Raw genomic sequence first — 24,115 nt, 5'->3', positions numbered from 1 at the left:
TCTGAAGTTTTTTTTTCTAATATTAAACCGCAAAATTCGCAAAGCTGATCTACAAAAAGCTTTGCGAATTTTTTGTTATCATCAAATTAAACCATAATGCACTTTCTACTTAAATCAACAAAAATTTTATGCACTTTGCTGTTAAATAAACTTTTATTCCATATGGAATTGTACATTTATGGTATAAAAGTTCGTTAATAACTTTAAATAAAGAAATTCTTTATTATTTTTACCACATAATTTAAGCAAACTATGAGTTCTAACTTTGATAAATTTCAAAAACGCAGGTTAATTTCCTCTTATTTTTCGGTAGTATTAAGTGTATTTCTAGTATTATTTCTTTTGGGAGTACTAGGATTATTCATTATTAATTCTAAAAAACTGGCAAACGATTTTAAAGAAAAAATCGCTATGACGGTTTTCTTTAAAAATGAAGCAAATGACAGCGTTATCAAAGCATTTAATACAGAATTAAAAAAAGCGCCTTTTGCGAGATCTTATGCTTATGTTTCTAAAGAAAAAGCAGCAAAAGAACATACTGATATTATTGGAGAAGATTTTCTGACCTTTTTAGGAGAAAATCCTTTATTGAATTCATACGACATTCACTTAAAAGCAGATTATGTTGAAAGAGACAGCATTCTGCAAATCGAAAGCAGTTTACGTAAAAACACCATGATCGAAGATATTGTTTATGACAAACAATTGGTAAATCTGGTAAATGACAACATCAAAAAAGTAAGTATGTGGATTTTGATTATCAGCGGTTTCCTAGCGATAATTGCGGTTTTATTAATCAACAGTTCATTGCGTCTTTCTATTCACTCAAACCGTTTTATTATTAAAACCATGCAAATGGTTGGTGCAACCAAATCGTTTATTCGTAAACCTTTTGTAATGCGCAGTGTAAAACTAGGAATGCTGGGTGCTGGATTGGCAATTGTTGCCTTAATTGGACTTTTATTCTACGTTGAAACTAATTTCCCTGGCTTAGGAATTCTAGAAGACAAAGCTTTAATTGGATTGGTTTTATTAGCCGTTTTTGGATTAGGAGTTTTAATCACGTGGGTAAGTACCCATTTTGCAACACAACGTTTCTTGAATTTAAGAACTGATGATCTCTATTAATTTTAGATTTTAGACTGTAGATTTTAGATTAAAATAATTGCCTTATCCTAAAATATTGGGATTTACAGGCTGACAAAATAAATAAAAATGAAAAACAATAATACAGAAGAAGATCAAAAACACGAATTCCTTTTTGACAGCGTTAACTACAAAATCTTATTGATCGGAATTGCTGTTATCGCTTTAGGCTTTATTTTAATGTCAGGCGGAGGAAGTCATGATCCAAATGTTTTTAATGAAGATATTTTTAATTTCAGACGTATTCGTTTAGCTCCAACTACAGTTCTAATTGGTTTTGGAATTACGATTTATTCTATTTTCAAAAAATCTAAATAGCCTTTTCTAGACATCTTAGATTATTAGATTAATCTTAAACACATCTAAGACGTCTAAAAATCTAAGATGTCTAAAATTTAAAAAAACAAATGAATACATTACAAGCTATCGTTCTTGCCATTATTGAAGGAATCACAGAATTTTTACCTGTTTCTTCAACTGGACACATGATTATTGCCTCTTCTTTTTTCGGAATTGCACACGACGATTTCACCAAACTTTTTACTATTGTCATTCAACTTGGAGCAATTCTTTCGGTTGTCATTTTATATTTCAAACGTTTCTTTCAATCACTTGATTTTTACTTTAAACTTTTAGTTGCTTTTGTACCAGCTGTTGTTTTAGGTTTATTACTAAGCGATTTTATTGATGGTTTATTAGAAAATCCAGTTACGGTAGCAATTTCTCTTTTAATTGGAGGTTTAATTTTATTAAAAGTCGACGAATGGTTTAATACACCAAACAGTACAGAAACTTCACAAGAAATCAGCTATATACAAGCTTTTAAAATTGGTTTATTTCAATGTCTTGCCATGATTCCCGGCGTTTCTCGCAGTGGTGCAAGTATCGTTGGTGGGATGTCTCAAAAATTATCAAGAACTACTGCTGCTGAATTTTCATTTTTTCTTGCTGTTCCTACCATGTTGGGCGCAACTGTAAAAAAATGTTACGATTATTATAAAGCAGGATTCGAATTATCTCATGATCAAATCAACTTATTGATAATAGGAAATATTGTCGCTTTTATTGTGGCACTTCTTGCTATTAAAACTTTTATTGGATTTTTAACTAAAAACGGATTCAAGGTTTTTGGTTATTACCGAATTATTGCTGGAATCATTTTATTATTGATTCACTTTTTCATTCACCCGCTTACCATTATATAATGACACCTGAAGAATATTTAAACGGACAAGTTTTACTGATAGACAAACCTTTAAAATGGAGTTCGTTTCAAGCTGTCAATAAATTAAAATATCTTTTAATTAATAAAGTCGGCCTGCCAAAAAAGTTTAAAATTGGTCATGCAGGAACTTTAGATCCTTTGGCTTCTGGACTTTTATTAATTTGTACTGGAAAATTTACTAAGAGAATTTCTGAGCTTCAAGGTCAAGCCAAAGAATATACTGGAACCTTTTATATTGGAGCCACTACTCCATCTTACGATTTAGAGACTGAAATTGATCAGACTTTTCCAACGGAACATATAGATGAAGCGCTTATTCATGAAACGGTTAAACAGTTTCTAGGTGAAATCGATCAAAAACCGCCAATATTTTCTGCTATTAAAAAAGACGGAGTTCGTTTATACGAGCATGCACGTGCTGGTGAAACTGTCGAAATTGCGAGCAGAAAAACCACAATTCACGAATTTGAGATTACTCGAATAGCTTTACCTGAAATTGATTTTAGAGTAGTTTGCAGCAAAGGAACTTATATTCGTTCTCTTGCTTACGATTTTGGAAAAGCGATGAATTCAGGATCGCATTTAACTGTTTTACGCCGAACTAAGATTGGCGATTACGATGTAAAAAATGCAATTGACATTACACTTTTTGAGGAAAATCTATAACATTTTATTTTTTTGATTTTTGTAATTTAGTCGTTTGCTTTAAAATTTACAAAATGAAAAATTTCTTTTTAGCATTATTTTTAATCGCTGCAAAACTCTCGTTTAGTCAAACTGTTGACCAAAAATTTGTATCAACTGATATTGATAATTTTTGGAATGCCTACGATAAAATTATTACCGAAAAAGATACAACAAAACAGTACAGTTTTTTAAAAGAACTCTACATCGACAAAGCTACTCCAGGTTTAAAAAGTTTAATTGAGGTTCGAAACTATACGTCTAAAAATTTTATAGATGCTATAAACAAGTATCCAAAATTCTGGAATTCCATACGACCAAATACTTTAAGCGTTAAGGAAGTTTATCCAGAAATCGAAGCTGATATCAAAAAACTAAAAGAAGCTTATCCTGATTTAAAGCCATCAACTATTTACTTTTCAATTGGTGCTTTCAGAACAAATGGCACCATTCAAAATGATCGAATTTTGATTGGAAGCGAACTAAGTCTGGCTGACGAAAAAACCTTTATTAATGAACTCCCTGAATGGAGACAGCCTTTTTATAAAGAATACGAGCCAAGAAAAAATATTGCTTTATTATGCACACATGAATATGTGCATACGCAGCAAAAAGAGTTAGTAGAAAACTTGTTGTCTATGTGTTTGTATGAAGGTATTGCCGAATTTATTTCCTGTAAAGTAACTGGCAAAAAATCTAGCAGTCCTGCAATAGAATTTGGAAAAAACAACCAAGAAAAAGTAATCAATCAATTTATAGCCGATTTGTACATCATCAGTAATAATTACAACTGGTTATGGGGCGAAAACAAAAACAATTTAAAAATTAGAGATCTTGGCTATTATATTGGTTATGAAATTTCTGAACGTTATTACAATACATCCAAAGACAAAACAAAAGCCATAAAAACACTTGTCGAACTTGATTATCACAACGAAAAAGAAATGGAGCAAATCGTTGATGCTGCAAAATTATTTCCAAAAAGTGTAAAGAAATTAAATCAAGATTACGAAAAACAGCGGCCGACTGTACTTGCAATATCTGGTTTTAAAAACGGAAATAAAAAAGTAAAATCGGGATTAACAGCAATTACAATTACCTTTTCAGAACCTTTAAACGGTCGCAACACTGGTATCGATTTTGGTCCGCTTGGCGAAGAATTCTGCCCAAAGATAAGTCCTGAAAGAAATTGGTCTTCCGATAATAAATCATGGACTTTTAAAGCCGATTTGCTGCCAAACAAAAAATATCAAATCTTAATTACAAATAATTTCAGAAAGCAAAACGGAATAAGATTAAAACCGTACTTGATCGAATTTCAAACGACTGAATAAAAAAAGCACATTACAAATCAAACCGTAATGTGCCACCTCTTAAATTAAAGTAGTGCTATTTCATACGCAATTCTTTTTGGAGTTAGTAATGAGATACATTCTTTCCTCCAAATAAAAAGGTCGAAAAAAAATCGTAAAACCTTTCGAATAACTTTTTCATAATAGTGCATTTTTTAATTGTTAAACATTAAATAGACACCAATAAAAAGAGTAAATCAAAAAGTAAATAATAGAAGTGGGATTGCTTTACTAAGATACAAAAATAACGCTAAAAAAAAGAATACAAATACGTTTTTAAGAGCATTATAATATTTGTTATCAACAAGTTACAAACAACCAGTTTAAGATTTTGTTTTAAAATACTAAAAATTAAAGTCTGTCGTATTTGATATTCTCCATAATCTCCATTAATTCTTCCTGAACAGAAATTCCTTTATCAGCCAAATACCACAACTGAAGATCTGTTTTAATTTTTTCGTCGATTACACCAAACTCTTTTTTATAGTTTTCCATTAATTCAGACGCTCCTTTTGGTCTTGGTCCCCAATCTGCACGAACAATTCCAGCTTCTTTACAAACAATAATTACTTTTGGTATTGCTCTTCCTCCATTTGTTAAATAATGATCCATCAATTCGCTATTCTCATCGCGAAAGACAATTCGAAGATCTATTTTTTTATTCGAATCATGTGCCATTTTATTCAAAATTGGAAGAATCTGCGCCGCATCACCACACCAGCCTTCAGAAATAACCAGCCAAAAATAATGATTGTCTAAATTTTGAAGCTTCGAAATCACTTCTTCAGAAATCTTGACTGTTTTATCCAGCCGATTCATTCTAGCCTCGTTTAACTTTGAATAATTGGTCAAACTTTCAGACTGTTCGCTGCCTGTTGACTTTCCTTCATACAACAAATCAGTGACTATTTTTCGATATTCGGCATAGGAATGGCTATTGAATAATGCTTTTGCTATAAAGTTTTTCATAAATAATTATTTGATTACTATAAAAATACGGATTTTAAGAAGATGCAGAAATGACTTTTATCACATTCTATCGAAAAAAAACAAAACCCGCATAAATTAAAACAAAAGAGCAATTAATTTTTTGTAAACATTATTTTTAAAAATCAGAATATGTCTATATTTGCACAAATTAACGCAACACAAACATGAAATATAAAAGAATTCTTCTAAAACTTAGCGGCGAGGCCTTAATGGGTGATTTACAATATGGAATTGACCCTAAAAGATTAGGCGAATATGCAGACGAAATTAAGCAGATTCACGCAAAAGGAGTAGAAATTGCTATTGTTATTGGAGGAGGAAATATTTTTAGAGGCGTTGCTGGTGCAAGCGCAGGAATGGATAGAGTACAAGGCGATTATATGGGAATGCTTGCTACTGTAATTAACGGAATGGCTTTGCAAGGCGCACTTGAAGACAAGGGAATGAAGACTCGTTTACAAACGGCTTTGAAAATGGAATCTATTGCAGAACCATATATTAAAAGAAGAGCTGACCGTCATCTTGAAAAAGGAAGAATTGTAATTTTTGGTGCCGGAACTGGAAATCCATATTTTACAACTGATACAGCAGCGGTTTTAAGAGGAATCGAAATTAATGCCGATGTTATCTTAAAAGGAACTCGTGTTGATGGTGTTTACGATTCTGATCCAGAAAAAAATGCATCAGCTGTAAAATTTGATATGATTTCGTTTGATGATGTTCTTAAAAAAGGACTAAACGTAATGGATACAACAGCTTTTACATTAAGCCAGGAAAACAAATTACCAATTGTTGTTTTTGATATGAATAAAATAGGAAACCTATTGAAAATCTGTGAAGGCGAAAACATTGGAACTGTAGTAAACGTTTAAGCTGCTTTAGATTATTAGATTTAATTTATTGAAAATCTAATAACCTTCAAAAACAAAAAAATAAAATTATATTAGTTAGTAAATTAAATGATCTGTTTTTAATCTAAACTCCTATCGTTTAAAAATCTAAAAAAATAAAAAAAATGACTGAAGAAATCGATTTTATATTAGAAAGTACTGAAGAATCAATGAACGGTTCTATTGCACACTTAGAAAAAGAATTTCTAAACATTCGTGCAGGAAAAGCTTCTCCAGCAATGTTGGGAAGTGTTTTTGTAGATTATTATGGTTCAGCAACTCCGCTTTCACAAGTTTCAAAAATCAGTGTTCCTGATGCAAGAACAATTACTTTACAGCCGTTTGAAAAAAATATGCTGCAAGTTATTGAAAAAGCGATTATGGTTGCTAATATTGGTTTTAACCCAATGAATAACGGAGATGTAATTATCATAAGCGTACCGCCTTTGACTGAAGAACGTCGTCGCGATTTAGCAAAACAAGCAAAATCAGAAGCTGAAGATGCTAAAATTGGTGTTCGTAACGTACGTAAAGACGCTAATAACGAAATTAAAAAATTAGAAAAAGACGGAACATCAGAAGACATTTGTAAATCTGCTGAAGAAGAAGTTCAAAATCTAACCAATACATACATTAAAAAAATTGATGAATTATTAGCTGAAAAAGAAGCTGAAATCATGAAAGTGTAATTGTATTTCATAACAAAATAAAATCCGTTTGGTTAAATTTTACCAAACGGATTTTTTTATTCTTATTTTTGCATACTTAAATGACATATTTTTCGTTTTTGAATCTATATTATTCTCTATGAGGCTATTTTGCTTATTGACTTTACTTTTTACGCTTAGCATACAGGCGCAAGTTCAAATAAGCGGTATTGTAACTGACTCAAACAACAAAGCTCTTCCGTTTGCTACGATAACTACTTCAAACAGCACTAATACAATTACGGATGTAGATGGAAAATTTATTTTTAACATTGACTCAAAAACAGGAAGTTTTGCTGTTTCATACATTGGTTTTCAAACTAAAATCATAAGTATTACAGAAAATAAAAAATTCTATCCAATTTCGTTATCTCAAAAAACGGATGCTTTACAAGAAGTAATTGTTTCAAATGAAAATCCTGCTTTAACGATTATTAGAAAAGTAATCGCCAATAAAGATAAAAACGATCCACAGAAAAAACTCAGCAGTTTTGAATATAAAACCTATAACAAACTGCTCGTAACTGCAAATCCTGATTCTATCGACGGAAGAATCGATTCTTCTGCCGTTTACAAAGACTTTAATAAAAAGAAAATCAACATCGATTCATCTGATTATAAGTTTAAAGAAATCATAAGCAAACAGCATTTATTTCAAACTGAAAAGGTATCACAATATCAATTTGGAGAAAATAAACTTAAAGAAACTGTTCTGGGAACTAAAATTGCGGGGTTTAAAAACCCAATTTACGAAGTTCTTGCTTTCAATCTGCAGTCTATATCTATTTATGACAATAAATATGAGCTGTTTGAAACCAAATATGAAAATCCAATTTCGAGATCGGCACCTTCCAATTACAATTACAAACTACTTGACACAGTAAACATAAAAGGCCGAGAAACTTTTATGATTTATTTTAAAAACAAGCAAAAAAGAAAAGCTTCTGGACTAGAAGGTGTATTATACATTGACGCAGAAAACTTTGGTATTGCAAAAGCTGTTATGCGTATAAAAGGCGTTCTGGACATTAGCGGAATTCATGAATTTGAATATATTCCAAACGAACAAATATGGTTTCAAAGCAACACCACTTTTAAAATTGTAAAGGGTAAAAATGACGATGATATCAAGATTCTTGGCGGAACTATTCAGTTTGACGGAGATGTTGCAGACAATTACGAACCGAGAAAAAAAACAGCTTCAGATTTTACCTATTTGCTTTCTGAAAGTAATAATTTTGACGTTCATTACAACACAAATTCCTCTATAAAAAATCCTTCGCTTTATATCGAAATTAAAGACGATGCTAATAAAAAGCCCGAAAGCTTTTGGAACGAATACCGAAAAGACAGCTTAGATCTAAAAGGTCAAAAAACATATCAATTATTAGACAGTTTGTCTGTAAGCAAGAGAATTGAAAAACGTTTAGGACTTGGGCGAAAAATCATAAATGGCTACCTGCCAATTGGGCCAATTGATCTTGATTTAAAAAAAATAATCAGTTACAATAACTACGAAGGTTTCCGACTTGGACTTGGCGGTATAACAAACGATCGTTTTTCAAAAAACTTCAGAATTGAAGGATACACCGCTTATGGCACGAAAGACGGCGCTCTTAAATACAATTTAGGAGTTGGCGTTTTATTGGATAAAAGCACCAATACCTGGCTAAACGGATCTTATACAGATGATGTCAGGGAAATTGCGAGTACCTTTTTTGCTGTTGATAAAAGAGTGTTTAAAATCTACGATCCAAGACCAATCAACATTAGTACATTTTATAAATACGACAGCTGGAAAGCAAACGTTCAAACTAAAATTATTCCTAAAACAGAAGCTGTTTTCGAATTATCAAGAAGCTTTGTTGAACCTAAATTTGATTATCTTTTTAATTACAACGGTCAGCTGTATTCTAGTTACGTTATGACAACAGCAATGCTCTCGATTGTTTGGGCTCCATTCAGTAATTTTATGCAGACGCCGACTGGAAGAAATGAATCTGATAAAAAGTTTCCAAGATTTACTTTTCAATTCACGCAATCTTTACCAAATGTTTTAGATAACGATTTTACTTTTGGAAAAATAGATTTTAAAACGGAGTACGAAAAACAATATTTAAACGGTCAAAAAACCAGTGTTTTACTTCAGGGAGGTTATGCAATTGGCGATGTTCCGATTACGCATTTATACAACACTATGCCGAACAACTTAACTAAAGAAACCGTAATTCAGCGTATTACTTTTGCAGGTCGAAACAGTTTTGAAACCATGTTTTTTAATGAGTTTTTCTCTAGTCAATATGTATTCTTTCAAGTTAAGCATGGTTTTGATCGAATCAGGATTATGAAAAAAGTACGTCCTTCTTTGGTTTTAGTGACGAGAATGGCTTGGGGAAACATGGAAAATCCTGAACAGCACGTAGGACCAACTTACAAAACGTTAGACAAAGGTTTTTTTGAATCGGGAATTGAGTTAAATAAAATTTTCAAAGGATTTGGTTTAGGCGGATTCTATCGTTACGGTCCAAATCAACTTATGAAGTTTGAAGATAATATAGCCGTTAAGATTTCTTATGTGATTGATTTGGGATTATAAGATTTCAATTTTTGTAATATTTGTCATTTCGACCGAAGGGAGAAATCACAAAACAGAAAAAAATCCCAAACTCCAATCGTAAAATTGGAGTTTGGGATTTCTAAATTGTAATTTCTAAAAAAATTATGGCTTCAAAATTAAAACCGATGGTGTATTATTCAGCCAAGTACTTTGAGATTCTATTAGTTTTTTCCAGCTGTCTAAACTAATAATCATTAAATTCTGGCTTTCAATAAACTCTTTCTTAATTGTTCTGTCATGCATAATCATAATATGATTTGGGGCAATTTGTTCAATAGATCGAATCGTTTCTTGAATCTCGCGTGTGTTTTTTACGTCTCCGCTGGCATCCAAAACTGTAATCTGCGAACCATTATTATTGATTAATTTCTTAGCATACTCAATTAAAAAAGCATCTTCTTTACTAAAAACAGGCATAAAAATCTGGTTTACCTCTTCTAAATCTTTATCGATAAGTATCCCAACCGGCATTTTAGTTTTGGTAATAATATGACGCGTTCTTTCATCAAAAGGCGAATTTTCAAACAACCCTTCTTTTCCTGTAAATTTATCTATTAAACGATCTGGATTTACTATTCGAGTGGTAAAACCAAGTATTTTCCCCAGCAATGTACCTTCAAAAATAGACTGTCCTAAACCAACTAACAATAAATCATATTCACCTTGATTTGCTGAATCAATAATCTCGGCATCAATATCATTGGTAACTTTAAATACACTTACCATATTCTGATTCAAACGCTGGGATTCTTCAACTACCGGCACTAACATTTTACGTTCATGATCTTTTATATCAAACGAATGTATTTCTGTACTTAACGATAAATGCATTGCTGTTACAATCGAATTGTCGCCTTGCTTTTTAACCAAACTATTCGCGATCTTCAACAGTTTTTTCCCTCTTTCAGGAGTTGCAAACGATAATAAAATCTTGTATTTGCTTTTATTTCCAATTTCCTGCGGCACGATTGTTTCTTTATCTTTAAATATAAATCCGATAAAATCTAAAGCCGGACCAGTCATAAAAGTTGTTACTAAAGCCATAATGACCATCATGGTAAAAATCTCTGTAGACAAAACTCCAAGATCGTAACCAATGTTTAACACTACCAATTCCATTAAACCACGAGTATTCATTAAAGCCCCAATAGCCAAACTATCTTTCCAGTTTTGTCCCACGAACTTTGCAGCCAATGCACTTCCAAAGAATTTTCCAACAACCGCAACTGCAATAATCAATCCTGTAATTTTCCATAAAGCAGGATCGTTCAATAATCCAATTTGAGTACGCAGACCTGTAAAAACGAAAAACAACGGCAACAATACGATTATAGAAACGTCTTCAACTTTTTCAATAAATATATTTCTGAACTTATTATTTTCCGGCATAATAGCTCCTGCTAAAAAAGCACCAAATAAAGCATGAATACCAATTAACTCTGATGCATACGCAGAAATAAGAAGGGTAATAAAGAATATAGCAACAACAGGTTTATTTAAACTTTCTCTGGTTGAATTTAAATCTCCGACACGTTTTAGGAACGGGCGAACAATTTTCAACATTATAATTACATACAAAATAGCCAGTCCAATAACATATAATGCACTAGTAAAAGAACCCGCTTTTACAATCGCAATTACAACAGCCAAAATACACCAAGCCGTAATATCGTCTGCCGCAGCGCAAGTTATGGCAATGGTTCCCAATTTTGTTTTCTGCATACCGCGTTCCTGTACAATTCTAGCTAGAACTGGAAATGCAGTAATACTCATGGCAATTCCCATAAAAAGTCCAAAAGAAGCGAACTCAACACCAACTGGCGCAAACGTATGGTAAATATAATAGGCTAAACTTAATCCTAAAGCAAACGGAATTACAATACTTGCGTGACTGATAACAACAGCGTCATGCGCTTTATTTTTTAGAACCTTCAAATCCAGCTCCATACCGATAACAAACATGAAAAGGATTAAACCAATTTGACTTAAAAATTGTAAATTACCTAAAGATTCTTTTGGAAATAAAGCTGCCGAAAACTCTGGAAAATACATTCCCACCAATGACGGTCCTAAAACAATACCTGCAATCATTTCGCCAATTACAGATGGCTGTCCTATTTTTCTAAAAACCCATCCAAACAAACGCGCTGCTAAAATAATAGTAACAATCTGTGCTAATAATATAGCTAACGGATGCTGCAGGTTTTCGACCATTGAATGCAAGAAATCATTCCAATGATTACTTTCGATCTTTTTCTTAACGATATTACGCCCCACTTCCAGCGCTGCGCCTTTTGAAATTACCCAATATATCAACGCTGTAAAACCGCCGATAATTGTAACGTAAAATAAAGAGTTTTTAATGTTATTCATAACTCGTTCTTTTGATTTATTGCAGCAAATATCAGAACTGAGTTTTAAGCGAAAAAAGAAAATTACAGCTAATTTTCAATGTATGTAACAAGTGGGAAAAACTTTGTAATAAGTTATAAAAATGATTGTCATCCTGAGCGAAGCCGAAGGCTTAACCCCCTTCATCGAGCTTCGATTTCGCTTAGGATGACAGAAAATAATTTATTACAAATGGCTATAGTTTTACTTTTTTCAAAAAATCAGAACGATAGGTTTCACTTAAAATTAGAGTTATATTTTTGTTGTTTTCGTCAGTACGATGCAATACAATTTCATTATGATTAAAGAATTTTATTGCTTTTACAGCCACAATTTCTTTTTTGTTTGCGCGGCAAAAATCGGCATCAGGCAGCTCCTCTAAAAGTGTAGCGAATTTAACATTCTTCAAATTCAAGAAACTTCCATCTGCAAGCAAAACCGTTTTATCGCGACTGTCGCTTGAGGCTGTTTTTATATATTGTATTTGATTAAAATAAAGCAGCGTTTTGCCTTTATCTGTATTTAGCTGAACAAACTTTTTAGCTGCATCAGGCTTTTCGAAACGTTCTACAGCTTTTGTAATCGCTTTTTGCAGACGCTCTAATTTTACGGGTTTTGTAATATAATCTACTGCATCAATATTAAAAGCATCGGCCGCATACTCTTTATAAGCCGTGCAGAAAATAACCATTTTATCACTGAGCATTTCGGCCATATGAAGTCCATCCATTCCAGGCATTTCGATATCTGATATTAATAAATCAAAATCGAGATTCGGAATATCTGACAAAAGTTTCTCTGGATTATTATACGTTTTTACAATTTCGACTTCATGAATTTGTTCACAAAGCATTTTTAAGTACGTTAATCCCGGAAGCTCATCGTCCAGCAGCAAGCATTTCAGTTTTGTATTCAAGGAGATCAATTTTTAGATGAGCAATATAAATATCGTTTTCTACAAACCTGTCCAGTTTGAAATTATTCTTATAAATAATCCTTAAACGATGTTCCAGCGTAGCATGACCAAAACCGCTTCGTTCTTTTTTAAGCACTTTTTTATCTGAGATCTTATTCGAAACCGTCATAAAAAAAGCATTATCGCGAAACTCAAAAACAACAGATATAAAAGCATCTGCACTTTGCAAATCAGCATGTTTAAAAGCATTCTCAATTAAGTCAATCGAAATTAACGGTGCCAGCAAAGGCTGATCGTACAATTTATCTTCTTTATTGATATTGGTTTTTACCTTTAATTCGAAAAGCGGACTAATCTTAATTTTATTGATTTCGATCAAATTCAATGCAAAATCAATTTCTTCTTTTGCAGTAACAAATTTCTTTTTGCTTTCGTATAAAATATAATCCAAAACATTCGCCAGTTTGTCTAAAGCAAAATAGGTTTGATAAGCATGCGACTGAATTGAATTTAGAATATTCTTAAACAAATGCGGATTCAGTTTGGACTCTAATGTTTCTAACTGTAAATCATTCACCTTAACTTCAAGCGCATAAAAACTCCTTTCTGCATCATCTTTTGCCTTCTTCGCCTGCATTAATTGGTAAATCATAAAACAAATTATGATTATGAGAAGTAAAAGAATCGCTAAAAAAATAAATGTTGTGGTATTGTTTTCCTGCATTTTTAGTTTGTTTTTTATGCCACTGATTAAACTGTTTTTTTCTATACTTAAAAAAATCTTTGAGAATCTGCGGCTTATTTTTTTTAGTGACTAGAAACGAATTTCAACCCAATAATTGAGGCGATTAATGTTGAAAGGAAAAATATTCTCCAAAAAGTAGCTGGTTCCTTAAAAATTAAAATCCCAACCAGAACAGTTCCAACAGCTCCAATCCCTGTCCAAACCGCATAAGCCGTTCCAATTGGCAGTACCTGTGTTGCTTTATACAATAAAACCATGCTGATCGAAAGGCATACAAAAAAACCAATCATCCAGTAAGTAGATACCATTCCTGCTGTTTCTTTTGCTTTTCCAAGGCATGATGCAAAGCCAACTTCAAAAAGTCCTGCAATAATTAATAAAATCCAACTCATTTTCTTTTCCTTTTAAATTAATTGCAAATATGAGAAAAGCTGATGATTAAACAGTGTAAAGAAAGAAATTTATCACAAAAAACAATATGAATATTTGTGTTAACATTAAGTAAAATACAATCTATTGTTTATGATTTTGAGCACTTTTCACTACATTTGCATCCATTTTTAAAGAATTTATGAAAAACACTATCCAAGTTGGATTTTGGGAAAAATTGGCCCGAATTATACTTAAAAACAGAATAACAATTCTAATTGTACTTTCTGCTTTAACCATTTTCCTTGCTTTGCAATGGAAGAATCTTTCAATGACTTATACCGAAGCAAATCTGCTTCCTAAAGAACACGTTGCAAATAAAGATTATCAAAAATTCCTGGACAAGTTTGGCGAGGAAGGAAATCTTGTAGTGATTGGTTTTAAAGATCCTAAATTTTTTACTCCAAAAAATTATGCTGCTTGGAATGAGTTAATGACAGGTTTAAAAAAATCGAAGGAGGTTGATTTAGTGGTTTCATTAAATGATTTAAAGAAACTTGAAAAAGATACCATTAACGAAAAATTTGTTTTATCACCGTTTATTGACCAAAGTAAAGTTCTAGACCCGGCTTATTTAAAAACGGTACAGTACGATTTATTTCATAATTTACCTTTTTACGAAGGACTTTTATTCAATAAAGAAAGCGGCAGTGTTCGTTCTGCAATTTACATCAATAAAGCTTTAGTCAACACGGCTGAAAGAAAGACTTTTATCCTAGAAAATTTAGTTCCGAAAATCGATAAATTCGAAAAAACAACCGGAATTGATCTTCGTGTTTCTGGAATGCCATATATCAGAACGATCAATGCTGACAATATGAAAGGTGAAATTGGTCTATTTATCGGCGCGGCTTTATTTACCGTTTCTTTGATATTCTTTTTCTTTTTCAGGTCCTTCAGAGCGACGTTCATTTCAATTTGTATTTTAATTGTTGGCGTAATCTGGTCTTTTGGAACGCTGGGATTATTTGGTTATAAAATCACGATCTTAACAGCCATTATTCCGCCGTTAATTATCGTAATTGGTATTACAAACTGTATTTTCTTAATCAACAAATACCAGCAGGAAATCAAATTACATAACAATCAGGCAAAAGCGCTGCAGCGTGTTATTTCAAAAATTGGAGTTTCGACTTTAATGACGAATTTAACAACAGCAATTGGTTTCGCAACCTTTATGATTACTGGAAATGATTTGCTTTTTGAGTTTGGTCTAGTAACTTCAATCAACGTAATTTCTGTGTATTTATTGACACTTTTTATTGTGCCGATTATATACAGTTTTATGCCGCTGCCAAAAGAGAAACACTTATATCATTTAACTAAAACTTATATTTCGACGCTCTTGAATGTTGTTGAAAATCTAGTTAAATCAAAACGCAAAATAGTATATATTGTTTACGGTTTACTTTTAGTTTTCAGTGTAATTGGAGTTTCTCAAATGAAAGTTTCAGGAAGTTTGATTGGCGAAATGCCGAAAAGTGCTTCTTTCTTTAAAGACATTTTATTCTACGAAAAAGAATTTAACGGAGTAATGCCGCTTGAAATTATGATCGACACCAAAAAGAAAAAAGGTGTTATGAAAGCGTCAACTATTCGCAAAATGGACGAATTGCAAACTACAATTGCAGAAATTCCAGAATTGGCAAAACCAGTTTCAATTGTAAATTTAGTTAAATATTCAAAACAGGCTTTCTACAACGGAAATCCAGAATATTATCAATTACCAACTTCACAAGAACAAGCTTTTATTTTGAGTTACGCCAAAAATGCGACCAAAAACAGTAAAGAAAATCTAATGAAAGCTTATGTTGATTCGACTGGACAATATGCCCGAATCACTACTTTTATGAAAGATATTGGTACAGATGAAATGGCAAAAGTGGAGAAAAAATTAAACTCAAAAATTGCTGAGATTTTCCCAAAAGACCGTTATGAAGTTACCGTTACCGGAAAAGCACTGGTTTTCCAAAAAGGAACATCCTATTTGGTTGACAATTTAATTGAATCGTTAATTTTTGCAATTGCAGTTATTGCAATATTAATGCTGTATTTATTCCGTTCTTTTAAAATGGTAATGGCATCTGTAATTACAAATATTTTACCGCTTTGTATTACGTCTGGATTAATGGGTTATTTCGGAATTCCGTTGAAACCTTCTACGATTTTGGTATTTAGTATTGCGTTCGGAATCTCGGTTGATAATGCGATTCAGTTTATGGCGAAATACAAACATGATTTAATTCAAAGCGGCGGAAAAGTTAAGAAATCAGTTTTCAGTGCTTTAAGAGAGACTGGAATTAGTACTTTCTACACATCAGTAGTTTTGATTCTAGGTTTTGCAACTTTTACATTATCAAGCTTTAGCGGAACTATTGCACTTGGAGGATTAATCTCTTGTACTTTGGCTTTTGCAATGTTTGCTAATTTGGTTGTATTGCCTTCATTAGTTTTGACTTTTGAGAAGAAGAAAACTAAGAAAGAGGAATTGGAGAATTTAGAGAAGTAAAACACTAATTTCACTAATTAGCACGAATTAAAAATATAAATCTTTGTCAAAGTTCTAAACTTTGACAAAGATTGACACATAGTTTGTCATTCCGAGGAACGAGGAATCACACTCGAAGCTCGACAACGATTGGCGGCTTTCTTTGCGGAATTACTAGTGTGATTCCTCGTTCCTCGGAATGACAAAAAAGAAAAACAATTTGGTTATCTTGAAAACGAGTGCCCTAGCTCTGATCGAAGCGGCATCCTTTCTATTTTTTCTTTAAAAATAGAAAGATACAGCGGAGAGCAGGAAACAGCTTCAAAAATTAATTATTATCGTTTATATTTGCAATTCGATATAAAAACACTGATTTTATTTTAATCTAAAATCAGCAATCTATAAATCTAAAATAAAAATGAAACACACAAAGGTTAAAGACTTATTAAACAGTACGACGACGCTACAGGAAGTGAATGCAAAAGGATGGGTGAGAACTTTTAGAAATAATCAGTTCATCGCGCTTAATGACGGTTCTACCATTAATAATATACAATGTGTTGTTGATTTTGAAAATACACCGGAAGAAACTTTAAAAAGAATCACAACTGGAGCTGCGGTTTCTGTAATTGGAACTTTGGTTGAAAGTAAAGGTGCAGGTCAGAAATATGAAATTCAGGTTTCAAAAATTGAAATTCTTGGAGATTCTGATGCGGAGAAATTCCCAATGCAACCTAAAAAACACTCTTTGGAGTTTTTACGTGAAAACGCTCACTTGCGTGTACGTACAAATGCTTTTGGTGCGATTATGCGTGTGCGTTCGGTATTGTCATTTGCAGTTCACAAATATTTTCAGGAAAAAGGTTTTGTTTACGTAAACACGCCTATTATCACTGGAGCTGATGCTGAAGGTGCTGGAGAAATGTTTCAGGTAACTTCATTGCCTTTGGATAATCTTCCAAAAAATGAAGAAGGAAACATTGATTTCAAAAAAGATTTCTTCGGAAAACATACAAATTTAACGGTTTCTGGACAATTAGAAGGGGAAACTTTCGCTATGGCTTTGGGTCAGATTTATACTTTTGGACCAACGTTTAGAGCAGAAAACTCAAACACTTCTCGTCACTTGGCAGAATTCTGGATGATCGAGCCTGAAGTTGCTTTCAACAACCTTGATGACAACATGGATTTGGCTGAAGATTTTATTCAGTATGTAATTAAATATGCTTTAGACAATTGTGGAGATGATTTGAAATTCTTAGAAGGAAGACTTTTAGAAGAAGAAAAATCAAAACCACAGGCGGAAAGAAGCGAAATGGCTTTGTTAGAGAAATTGAACTTTGTTTTAGAAAACAACTTCAAACGTGTTTCTTACACTGAAGCAATTGACATTTTAAGAGATTCAACTCCAAATAAAAAGAAGAAATTTCAATATATCATCAACGAATGGGGAGCTGATTTACAATCAGAACACGAGCGTTATTTAGTGGAAAAACACTTTAAATGTCCGGTAATTTTATTTGATTACCCAGCAAACATCAAAGCGTTTTACATGCGCTTGAACGACAACACAGAACCTGGAAGAGAAACGGTTCGTGCTATGGACATCCTTTTCCCTGGAATTGGAGAAATCGTGGGCGGTTCTGAAAGAGAAGAGCGTTACGACGTTTTAATTGAAAAAATGAAAGCCTTAGAAATCGATGAAGAAGAATTATACTGGTATTTAGACACCAGAAGATTTGGATCGGCAACTCACGCAGGTTTCGGTTTAGGATTTGAGCGTTTAGTATTGTTTGTAACAGGTATGACAAACATTAGAGACGTAATTCCTTTCCCAAGAACTCCGGGTAGTGCAGAATTCTAAAAAAAGTTTAATCGGTTAATCGTTCATTCGGTTAACCGATTTTCACGAAGAAACGAATTGACGATTAAACAAATAAACGATTAAACAGTATAAATGCTAAAGCAATTTTTAAATTTAAAATTATCCCAAAAATTATCTCCACAGCAAATTCAGCTGATGAAGTTAATTCAATTGCCTACGCAAGCTTTTGAACAGCGTTTATTAGAAGAAATGAACGAAAATCCGGCTCTTGAAGCGGGAAAAGAAGACGAATACGAAGCAGATGAATTTGCCAATGAAGACTACGACGATTATGATGATGCAGAATCAGACAGAATCGAAGCGGATGACATTAATATTGACGAATACTTAAGCGACGACGATACGCCTGATTATAAAACTCAGGTAAACAATTACAGCGACGATGAAGAACGCGAAACACCATTTGCTTCGCCAATTAGTTTTCATCAGGATTTAATCAATCAGCTGAATACTTTTATTTTGAATGATGAAGAACGTGAAATCGCCGAATTCCTTGTTGGAAGTATTGACGATATGGGTTACATCCGCAGAAGCGTTCCGGATATTGTAGACGATATGGCTTTTACTCAGGGAATTTATACTGATGAAGCGATGGTCGAAAAAATGCTGACTGTAATTCACGAACTTGAACCTTCGGGAGTTGGAGCACGCGATTTGCAGGAATGTTTGTTATTGCAATTAAAGCACAAAACACCAACCGAATATGTTGATTTAGCAATTGACATTATCGAAAATCAGTTTGATGCTTTTACGAAGAAACATTACGATAAGTTATTACAAAAATACAGCGTTTCGAACGAACAGCTAAAAAAAGCAATTCACGAAATTGAAAGACTAAACCCAAAACCGGGCGGGTCTTTTACAGGAAATAATAAAGTAACCGAAAATGTAGTTCCTGATTTCGCGATCAGAATTGTGGACGGCGAATTAGAACTAACATTAAACGGAAGAAATGCTCCTTCCCTGCACGTTTCTAAAGATTATCAGGAAATGATGCAGACCTATAAAGATTCTCGTGATAAATCGTCGGCACAAAAAGATGCAGTTCAGTTTATCAAACAAAAGCTGGATTCAGCTAAATGGTTTATCGATGCAATCAGACAACGTCAGGAAACACTTTTTGTAACGATGAATGCGATTATGCATTATCAGGAAGAATATTTCTTAGACGGCGACGAAACCAAACTAAAACCAATGATCTTAAAAGATATTGCAGATATGGTTGGTTTGGATATTTCGACGATTTCAAGAGTTGCCAACAGTAAATATGTTGAAACTCCTTATGGTACTAAACTGATTAAAGAATTTTTCTCGGAGGCTATGAAAAATGATCAGGGAGAAGATGTTTCTACTTTAGAAATCAAAAAAATTCTTAAGAATACTATTGAAGAAGAAGACAAAAAGAAACCGCTTCCAGACGATCAATTGGCAGAAATTCTAAAAGAAAAAGGGTATCCAATTGCGAGAAGAACTATTGCAAAATACCGCGAACAATTAGATATTCCAGTTGCAAGAATGAGAAAGAAGATTTAATTCTTTTTAACCATATAAGAAATATAAGTTCATTTTAAAAAAATAGCCCCGACAAACTTTCGTTTGTTGGGGCTATTTTTTTTGCTTTTCAAATACATAAAATATTCATTATTAAACTGGACTGAAGTCCAGCCCTACAATATGGATCGAGCTGAAGGCTCTTTTAGTTCCCGAGGAACGAATTATTTTGTAGAGCTGGACTTCAGTCTAGTTTTACGTTGGCATTTCGATTTAATACAAAAAAAAACAAACCCAACAGATTTTAAAAACCTGTCGGGTTTACCAACGTTTAACTTTTTATAATTATTTATATTGATCTGGTAATATTTTCACGTTAAACAAGAACGTCTTCTTTTTATCGCAATAACTGTAAATCAAAGTATAATCATTGTCTCTAAAAACTTGCAGTCCCGTATTTGCTTTTGCGGTACTTAAGAGGCTTTTTTCCATTTCTACTTGTATTACATCAACTTCAGCAGTTACTTTTTCTACATTCAACAGTGTCAAATTATACTGAACAACTCTTTCTTCAGGTAAACTTACGCTGTCGAGACGAATCCCTTCTTGAATTTTCAGCGGGCAGTTTTTATTGTATTTTTGAACTAATGTTGTTATTTCTGTATTTACTTCATCTGCCTTTTCAGAAAGAAAAAATTGAAAATAAACAGCCAGGGCTATCGCAATTCCAATTATAACTAATAGTATGATATTCTGTTTTCTTTTACTTTCTTTTTCCTTCATGTTTATAAAGCTTAAATGAATTTAAAATTTATTTTTCTTAACTCTTTTTCATAGCATTAAAATAAGCTGCACGACTTAACGGCTCATATTCTTCTGTTTCCCCAAGCATTACAAGTTTGTCATTATCTGTTTTACGAAAACTATAATTAGCAAGATTTCCTGTTCTCGTACAAACTGCATGAACTTTAGTAACATATTCTGCAGTTGCCATAAGTCCCGGCATAGGTCCAAAAGGATTTCCTTTAAAATCCATATCAAGTCCGGCAACAATTACACGAATTCCCTGATTGGCAAGATCATTACAAACGGTAATAATTTCATCATCAAAAAACTGAGCTTCGTCAATACCAATAACATCGCAGCCTTGTGCTAAAATTAAGATATTGGCCGCAGCAGGAACCGGCGTTGAACGAATTTCGTTGGCGTCATGAGACACCACCATTTCGTCATGATAGCGGGTATCGATTGCGGGTTTAAAAATTTCGACTCTTTGTTTGGCAAATTGGGCGCGTTTTAATCTGCGGATTAACTCCTCGGTCTTACCCGAAAACATTGATCCACAAATAACTTCAATCCAACCAAATTGTTCTTTGTGATTTACTGTATTTTCGAGAAACATTTTGTATTTTTCTACCTTTAAAAATGAATAGTTTTTATTACTTTGTACTGGTAATAAATTGACGCAAAAAACTGCTGTTTTTCGGTTTTTCAAAAGTAGAAAATTTTTATCAAAACGGAGATTCGCAATCGTTTATTAACAGAAATAAAAAATTATCTCGTTGATTTTCTCCCAGAATAAAGACATTCAGATACAAAACATAATAAAATACCCTATTCACTATAATTTCAACAGTTATGAAAAAAAAATTGGAAGCCGACTTAATCAGCATTGCACATCGAATTTTAAAACTTAAAAACAAATCCGATATCAATCAATTGTATCTTGAAACACAGAAATTATATGAGAAACTAGCCGTATTAAAATTTGTTGATGAAAATTTCGACAGTCTAAAACCTACTATAAGCCACAGCGAAATTACTTCTGAAATCGAAACTATTTTTGAAAAAGAAGAAATTATTCCTGCAGAAGTTAAAATCGAAGAATCAATTGCAGCTGAAGAAACGGTAACTCAAATTATAATTGCGGAAGAAACAAAAACCGAAGAAGTTTTAGAAGAAACTGTACCTGAAATTATTGCAGAAATCTCTGAAGAGGTCATTTTAGAAACTGAAATTGAGACTATTCCTGAAACTGTTGCTGAAATCAATGAAGAACCTGAGGTCGAAGAAATTGAAGAGCCGATTTTTGAAGCCAAAAAAGATATCGCAGCTGCTGACGAACTTTCGTTTACTACTATCAGCGATTTAAAACCAATTCCTGATTTCATTCCGGCTTTCGAATTAGAAACAGAAGAAATAGTGGAAGAAATCAAAGAAGAGCCAAAAGTTGAAACTGAGACAAAACCTCAAGCAGTTCATATGACTTTAGAAGAGCTTTTAGGCGTAAATTATGCTGATGCTCAATTCGTAAAAGTTGATAGTTTTGAAAATGTTTCAGCAAATACAACAACTACAGAATCTAAAGAGAAAAAAGCTGTCGAAACAGCCGTTTTAGAAACTCCAGCAGAGCCTAAAACTGTTACATTAAACGAAAAACTTGCAAAAGGTTTTCATGTTGATTTGAATGACCGAATTGCATTCACGAAAAACCTTTTCGGAAACAGTTCTGAAGATTACAGCCGTGTTTTAAATCAGCTTTTAACGTTTGATTCTTATGCAGAAGCTAAAGAATTTATTGACGATATGGTAAAACCAGATTATAACAATTGGGACGGAAAAGACGATTACGCAGAACGTTTCCTTGGAATTATCGAGAAGAAATTCGCATAAACACGAATTCCACAGATTTACACTAATTTATATTCGTGAAATTTCAACACTTTAATTATTCGTGTTAATTCGTGTAATCTGTGTTTAAATATTAAAAATAACTATGTCAAAATTATATATCGTTCCAACGCCAATTGGCAATCTTGAAGACATGACTTTTAGAGCTATTAGAGTTTTGAAAGAAGTCGATTTGATTTTAGCCGAAGATACTAGAACGAGCGGGAAATTGTTGAAGCATTTTGAAATTGGCACGCACATGCACAGCCATCATATGCACAACGAACACAAAACGACCGAAAATTTAATTGCACGTTTGAAAGCCGGCGAAACCATCGCTTTAATTTCTGATGCAGGAACTCCTGCAATTTCAGATCCAGGATTCTTACTGACACGCGCTTGCGTTGAAAATAAAATTGAAGTAGAATGTCTTCCAGGCGCAACTGCATTTGTTCCTGCTTTAGTTAACAGCGGTTTACCAAATGACAAATTTGTTTTTGAAGGCTTCCTGCCTGATAAAAAAGGACGTCAAACTCGTTTTTTGGCTTTAGCCGAAGAAACCAGAACGATGATTTTATACGTTTCTCCACATAAACTCGTTAAAACATTAGCTGAATTTATTCAGTATTTTGGAGAAGACCGACAAGTTTGTGTTTCAAGAGAATTATCCAAATTACATGAAGAAAATGTACGCGGAACCGCAAAAGAGGTCCTAGCACATTTTGAAAAAACCGCACCGCGCGGCGAAATCGTAGTTGTGGTTGCGGGAAAAACTATAACAAAAGAGCCTAAGAAAAGTAAGTTTTCTAAGGATGATGAAGATTAAATAATTTATTTATGCCACAGATTAAAAAGATTAACACAGATTAAAAATTAAGTCGCCACGAATTGCACGAATTAGCACGAATTAAATTAGTGTAAATTCGTGAAATTCGTGGCGAAAAAAATCCTTTTTAATCCTTTTAATCTGTGCCAAAAAAACGAACCATAATCATGAGCATACAAGCCTTTTTAGAAAAAGTAAAACAAACTCCAACACAAATCACATTTCCTGAAACAATTACAATAATCGAAGAAAATTACAATTTCACACCAACTGCTTTTCAAAACGGAACACAGCATAACGCAGCCGGAGAAAACTCAGGCTCTTGTAAATTGTTTTCTTTTGCAAAATTGCAAAACTTAAGCAAAGAAGAAACTTTGGCTTGTTTTGGCGCTTTCTATTTCGAAGAAGTTTTAGGAGATTCAAACGGAACGAATCACCAAAACATTAGAAATTTTATCAACTTAGGCTGGGACGGAATTCAGTTTGAAGGAAATGCTTTAGAAGCGAAGTAATATTTTAGATTTCAGATTGTAGATTTTAGATTTCTAAAAACTACTGAAATCTGAATTCTTAAGAACTTTGTCAAAGTTCGAAACTTTGACAAAGTTAAAAAACAGAATATTTCTACCACAGATTAAACGATTTCGAAAATCAGAAGTCTAA

At 32.9% G+C, this 24,115-nt stretch carries 21 protein-coding genes; 14 read left to right on the top strand and 7 right to left on the bottom strand.

From position 1 onward, the window contains the following. Window positions 1-252: 252 nt before the first annotated feature. The 5 genes from ACHRVL_RS05235 to ACHRVL_RS05215 all read left to right on the top strand — a co-directional run bounded on the left by ACHRVL_RS05235 (window position 253) and on the right by ACHRVL_RS05215 (window position 4,389). Window positions 253-1,128, top strand: coding sequence for a cell division protein FtsX (locus ACHRVL_RS05235; protein ID WP_395410872.1), 876 nt, complete (start codon window positions 253-255; stop codon window positions 1,126-1,128). Between the two features lie 87 nt (window positions 1,129-1,215). Then, the gene (locus tag ACHRVL_RS05230) at window positions 1,216-1,464 is read left to right on the top strand and encodes a DUF3098 domain-containing protein (protein WP_395410870.1); all 249 of its coding nucleotides are present in this window, start codon (window positions 1,216-1,218) and stop codon (window positions 1,462-1,464) included. Between the two features lie 89 nt (window positions 1,465-1,553). After that, window positions 1,554-2,351: an undecaprenyl-diphosphate phosphatase gene (locus ACHRVL_RS05225; protein WP_395410869.1), complete on the top strand. Its 798-nt coding sequence runs from the start codon at window positions 1,554-1,556 to the stop codon at window positions 2,349-2,351. Continuing rightward, entirely contained in the window at window positions 2,351-3,037 is a 687-nt protein-coding gene (gene truB / locus ACHRVL_RS05220) for a tRNA pseudouridine(55) synthase TruB (protein WP_395410867.1), read from the top strand. The genes ACHRVL_RS05225 and truB overlap by 1 nt, the downstream gene beginning before the upstream one ends. 53 nt (window positions 3,038-3,090) lie before the next feature. Further along, entirely contained in the window at window positions 3,091-4,389 is a 1,299-nt protein-coding gene (locus ACHRVL_RS05215; RefSeq protein ID WP_395410864.1) for a DUF2268 domain-containing putative Zn-dependent protease, read from the top strand. Between the two features lie 369 nt (window positions 4,390-4,758). Here the strand turns inward: ACHRVL_RS05215 and ACHRVL_RS05210 are convergent, their stop codons facing one another. Then, a complete protein-coding gene (locus ACHRVL_RS05210) occupies window positions 4,759-5,376 on the bottom strand; it encodes a thioredoxin family protein (RefSeq protein ID WP_395410862.1) in 618 nt (205 codons plus the stop codon). A 185-nt stretch (window positions 5,377-5,561) separates the two neighbouring features. Here ACHRVL_RS05210 and pyrH point away from each other — a divergent pair, with 185 nt between their 5' ends. The 3 genes from pyrH to ACHRVL_RS05195 all read left to right on the top strand — a co-directional run bounded on the left by pyrH (window position 5,562) and on the right by ACHRVL_RS05195 (window position 9,590). Beyond that, complete coding sequence (gene pyrH / locus ACHRVL_RS05205; RefSeq protein WP_089054323.1) at window positions 5,562-6,269, top strand: UMP kinase; 708 nt, start codon at window positions 5,562-5,564, stop codon at window positions 6,267-6,269. 143 nt (window positions 6,270-6,412) lie between these two features. Next, a complete protein-coding gene (gene frr / locus ACHRVL_RS05200; protein ID WP_089054324.1) occupies window positions 6,413-6,976 on the top strand; it encodes a ribosome recycling factor in 564 nt (187 codons plus the stop codon). Window positions 6,977-7,094: 118 nt separating this feature from the next. After that, window positions 7,095-9,590, top strand: a complete 2,496-nt coding sequence (locus tag ACHRVL_RS05195; RefSeq protein ID WP_395410860.1) for a DUF5686 family protein — start codon at window positions 7,095-7,097, stop codon at window positions 9,588-9,590. A 123-nt stretch (window positions 9,591-9,713) separates the two neighbouring features. Here the strand turns inward: ACHRVL_RS05195 and ACHRVL_RS05190 are convergent, their stop codons facing one another. From ACHRVL_RS05190 to ACHRVL_RS05175, 4 genes are all read right to left on the bottom strand, one after another. Continuing rightward, window positions 9,714-11,984 (bottom strand): cation:proton antiporter, encoded by a 2,271-nt coding sequence (locus ACHRVL_RS05190; RefSeq protein ID WP_395410858.1) that lies wholly within the window; start codon window positions 11,982-11,984, stop codon window positions 9,714-9,716. Window positions 11,985-12,198: 214 nt separating this feature from the next. Beyond that, window positions 12,199-12,918, bottom strand: coding sequence for a LytR/AlgR family response regulator transcription factor (locus ACHRVL_RS05185; RefSeq protein WP_395410855.1), 720 nt, complete (start codon window positions 12,916-12,918; stop codon window positions 12,199-12,201). Beyond that, entirely contained in the window at window positions 12,881-13,642 is a 762-nt protein-coding gene (locus tag ACHRVL_RS05180) for a sensor histidine kinase (protein WP_089054328.1), read from the bottom strand. Before ACHRVL_RS05180 ends, ACHRVL_RS05185 begins: the two co-directional genes overlap by 38 nt. Window positions 13,643-13,725: 83 nt before the next feature. Beyond that, window positions 13,726-14,055: a DMT family transporter gene (locus ACHRVL_RS05175; protein ID WP_395410852.1), complete on the bottom strand. Its 330-nt coding sequence runs from the start codon at window positions 14,053-14,055 to the stop codon at window positions 13,726-13,728. 179 nt (window positions 14,056-14,234) lie between these two features. Here ACHRVL_RS05175 and ACHRVL_RS05170 point away from each other — a divergent pair, with 179 nt between their 5' ends. The 3 genes from ACHRVL_RS05170 to rpoN all read left to right on the top strand — a co-directional run bounded on the left by ACHRVL_RS05170 (window position 14,235) and on the right by rpoN (window position 19,998). Next, complete coding sequence (locus tag ACHRVL_RS05170) at window positions 14,235-16,601, top strand: RND family transporter (protein ID WP_395410850.1); 2,367 nt, start codon at window positions 14,235-14,237, stop codon at window positions 16,599-16,601. Window positions 16,602-16,998: 397 nt separating this feature from the next. After that, complete coding sequence (gene asnS, locus ACHRVL_RS05165; RefSeq protein WP_395410847.1) at window positions 16,999-18,444, top strand: asparagine--tRNA ligase; 1,446 nt, start codon at window positions 16,999-17,001, stop codon at window positions 18,442-18,444. Between the two features lie 93 nt (window positions 18,445-18,537). Further along, window positions 18,538-19,998 (top strand): RNA polymerase factor sigma-54, encoded by a 1,461-nt coding sequence (gene rpoN / locus ACHRVL_RS05160; protein WP_089054333.1) that lies wholly within the window; start codon window positions 18,538-18,540, stop codon window positions 19,996-19,998. Between the two features lie 303 nt (window positions 19,999-20,301). Here rpoN and ACHRVL_RS05155 read toward each other — a convergent pair whose 3' ends face one another. Both ACHRVL_RS05155 and ACHRVL_RS05150 read right to left on the bottom strand, forming a co-directional pair. Next, entirely contained in the window at window positions 20,302-20,739 is a 438-nt protein-coding gene (locus tag ACHRVL_RS05155) for a hypothetical protein (protein WP_395410845.1), read from the bottom strand. A gap of 37 nt (window positions 20,740-20,776) precedes the next feature. Then, the gene (locus tag ACHRVL_RS05150) at window positions 20,777-21,358 is read right to left on the bottom strand and encodes a thymidine kinase (RefSeq protein WP_395411082.1); all 582 of its coding nucleotides are present in this window, start codon (window positions 21,356-21,358) and stop codon (window positions 20,777-20,779) included. A gap of 236 nt (window positions 21,359-21,594) precedes the next feature. Here ACHRVL_RS05150 and ACHRVL_RS05145 point away from each other — a divergent pair, with 236 nt between their 5' ends. The 3 genes from ACHRVL_RS05145 to ACHRVL_RS05135 all read left to right on the top strand — a co-directional run bounded on the left by ACHRVL_RS05145 (window position 21,595) and on the right by ACHRVL_RS05135 (window position 23,964). Continuing rightward, a complete protein-coding gene (locus tag ACHRVL_RS05145; protein WP_395410843.1) occupies window positions 21,595-22,629 on the top strand; it encodes a hypothetical protein in 1,035 nt (344 codons plus the stop codon). Window positions 22,630-22,732: 103 nt separating this feature from the next. Continuing rightward, window positions 22,733-23,452 carry a 16S rRNA (cytidine(1402)-2'-O)-methyltransferase gene (rsmI, locus tag ACHRVL_RS05140; RefSeq protein WP_395410841.1) on the top strand — a complete coding sequence of 240 codons (720 nt, stop codon included), beginning with the start codon at window positions 22,733-22,735 and terminating at the stop codon, window positions 23,450-23,452. A gap of 167 nt (window positions 23,453-23,619) precedes the next feature. Beyond that, window positions 23,620-23,964, top strand: coding sequence for a HopJ type III effector protein (locus ACHRVL_RS05135; protein WP_395410838.1), 345 nt, complete (start codon window positions 23,620-23,622; stop codon window positions 23,962-23,964). The last annotated feature ends 151 nt before the right edge of the window (window positions 23,965-24,115 follow it).

Origin of the sequence: Flavobacterium sp. FlaQc-28 (genome assembly GCF_044007415.1) — a bacterium.
In the GTDB taxonomy this organism is placed as follows: domain Bacteria; phylum Bacteroidota; class Bacteroidia; order Flavobacteriales; family Flavobacteriaceae; genus Flavobacterium.
Note: the sequence above shows the minus strand (reverse complement) of the source record. Positions and strands in the feature narration are given on the sequence as shown.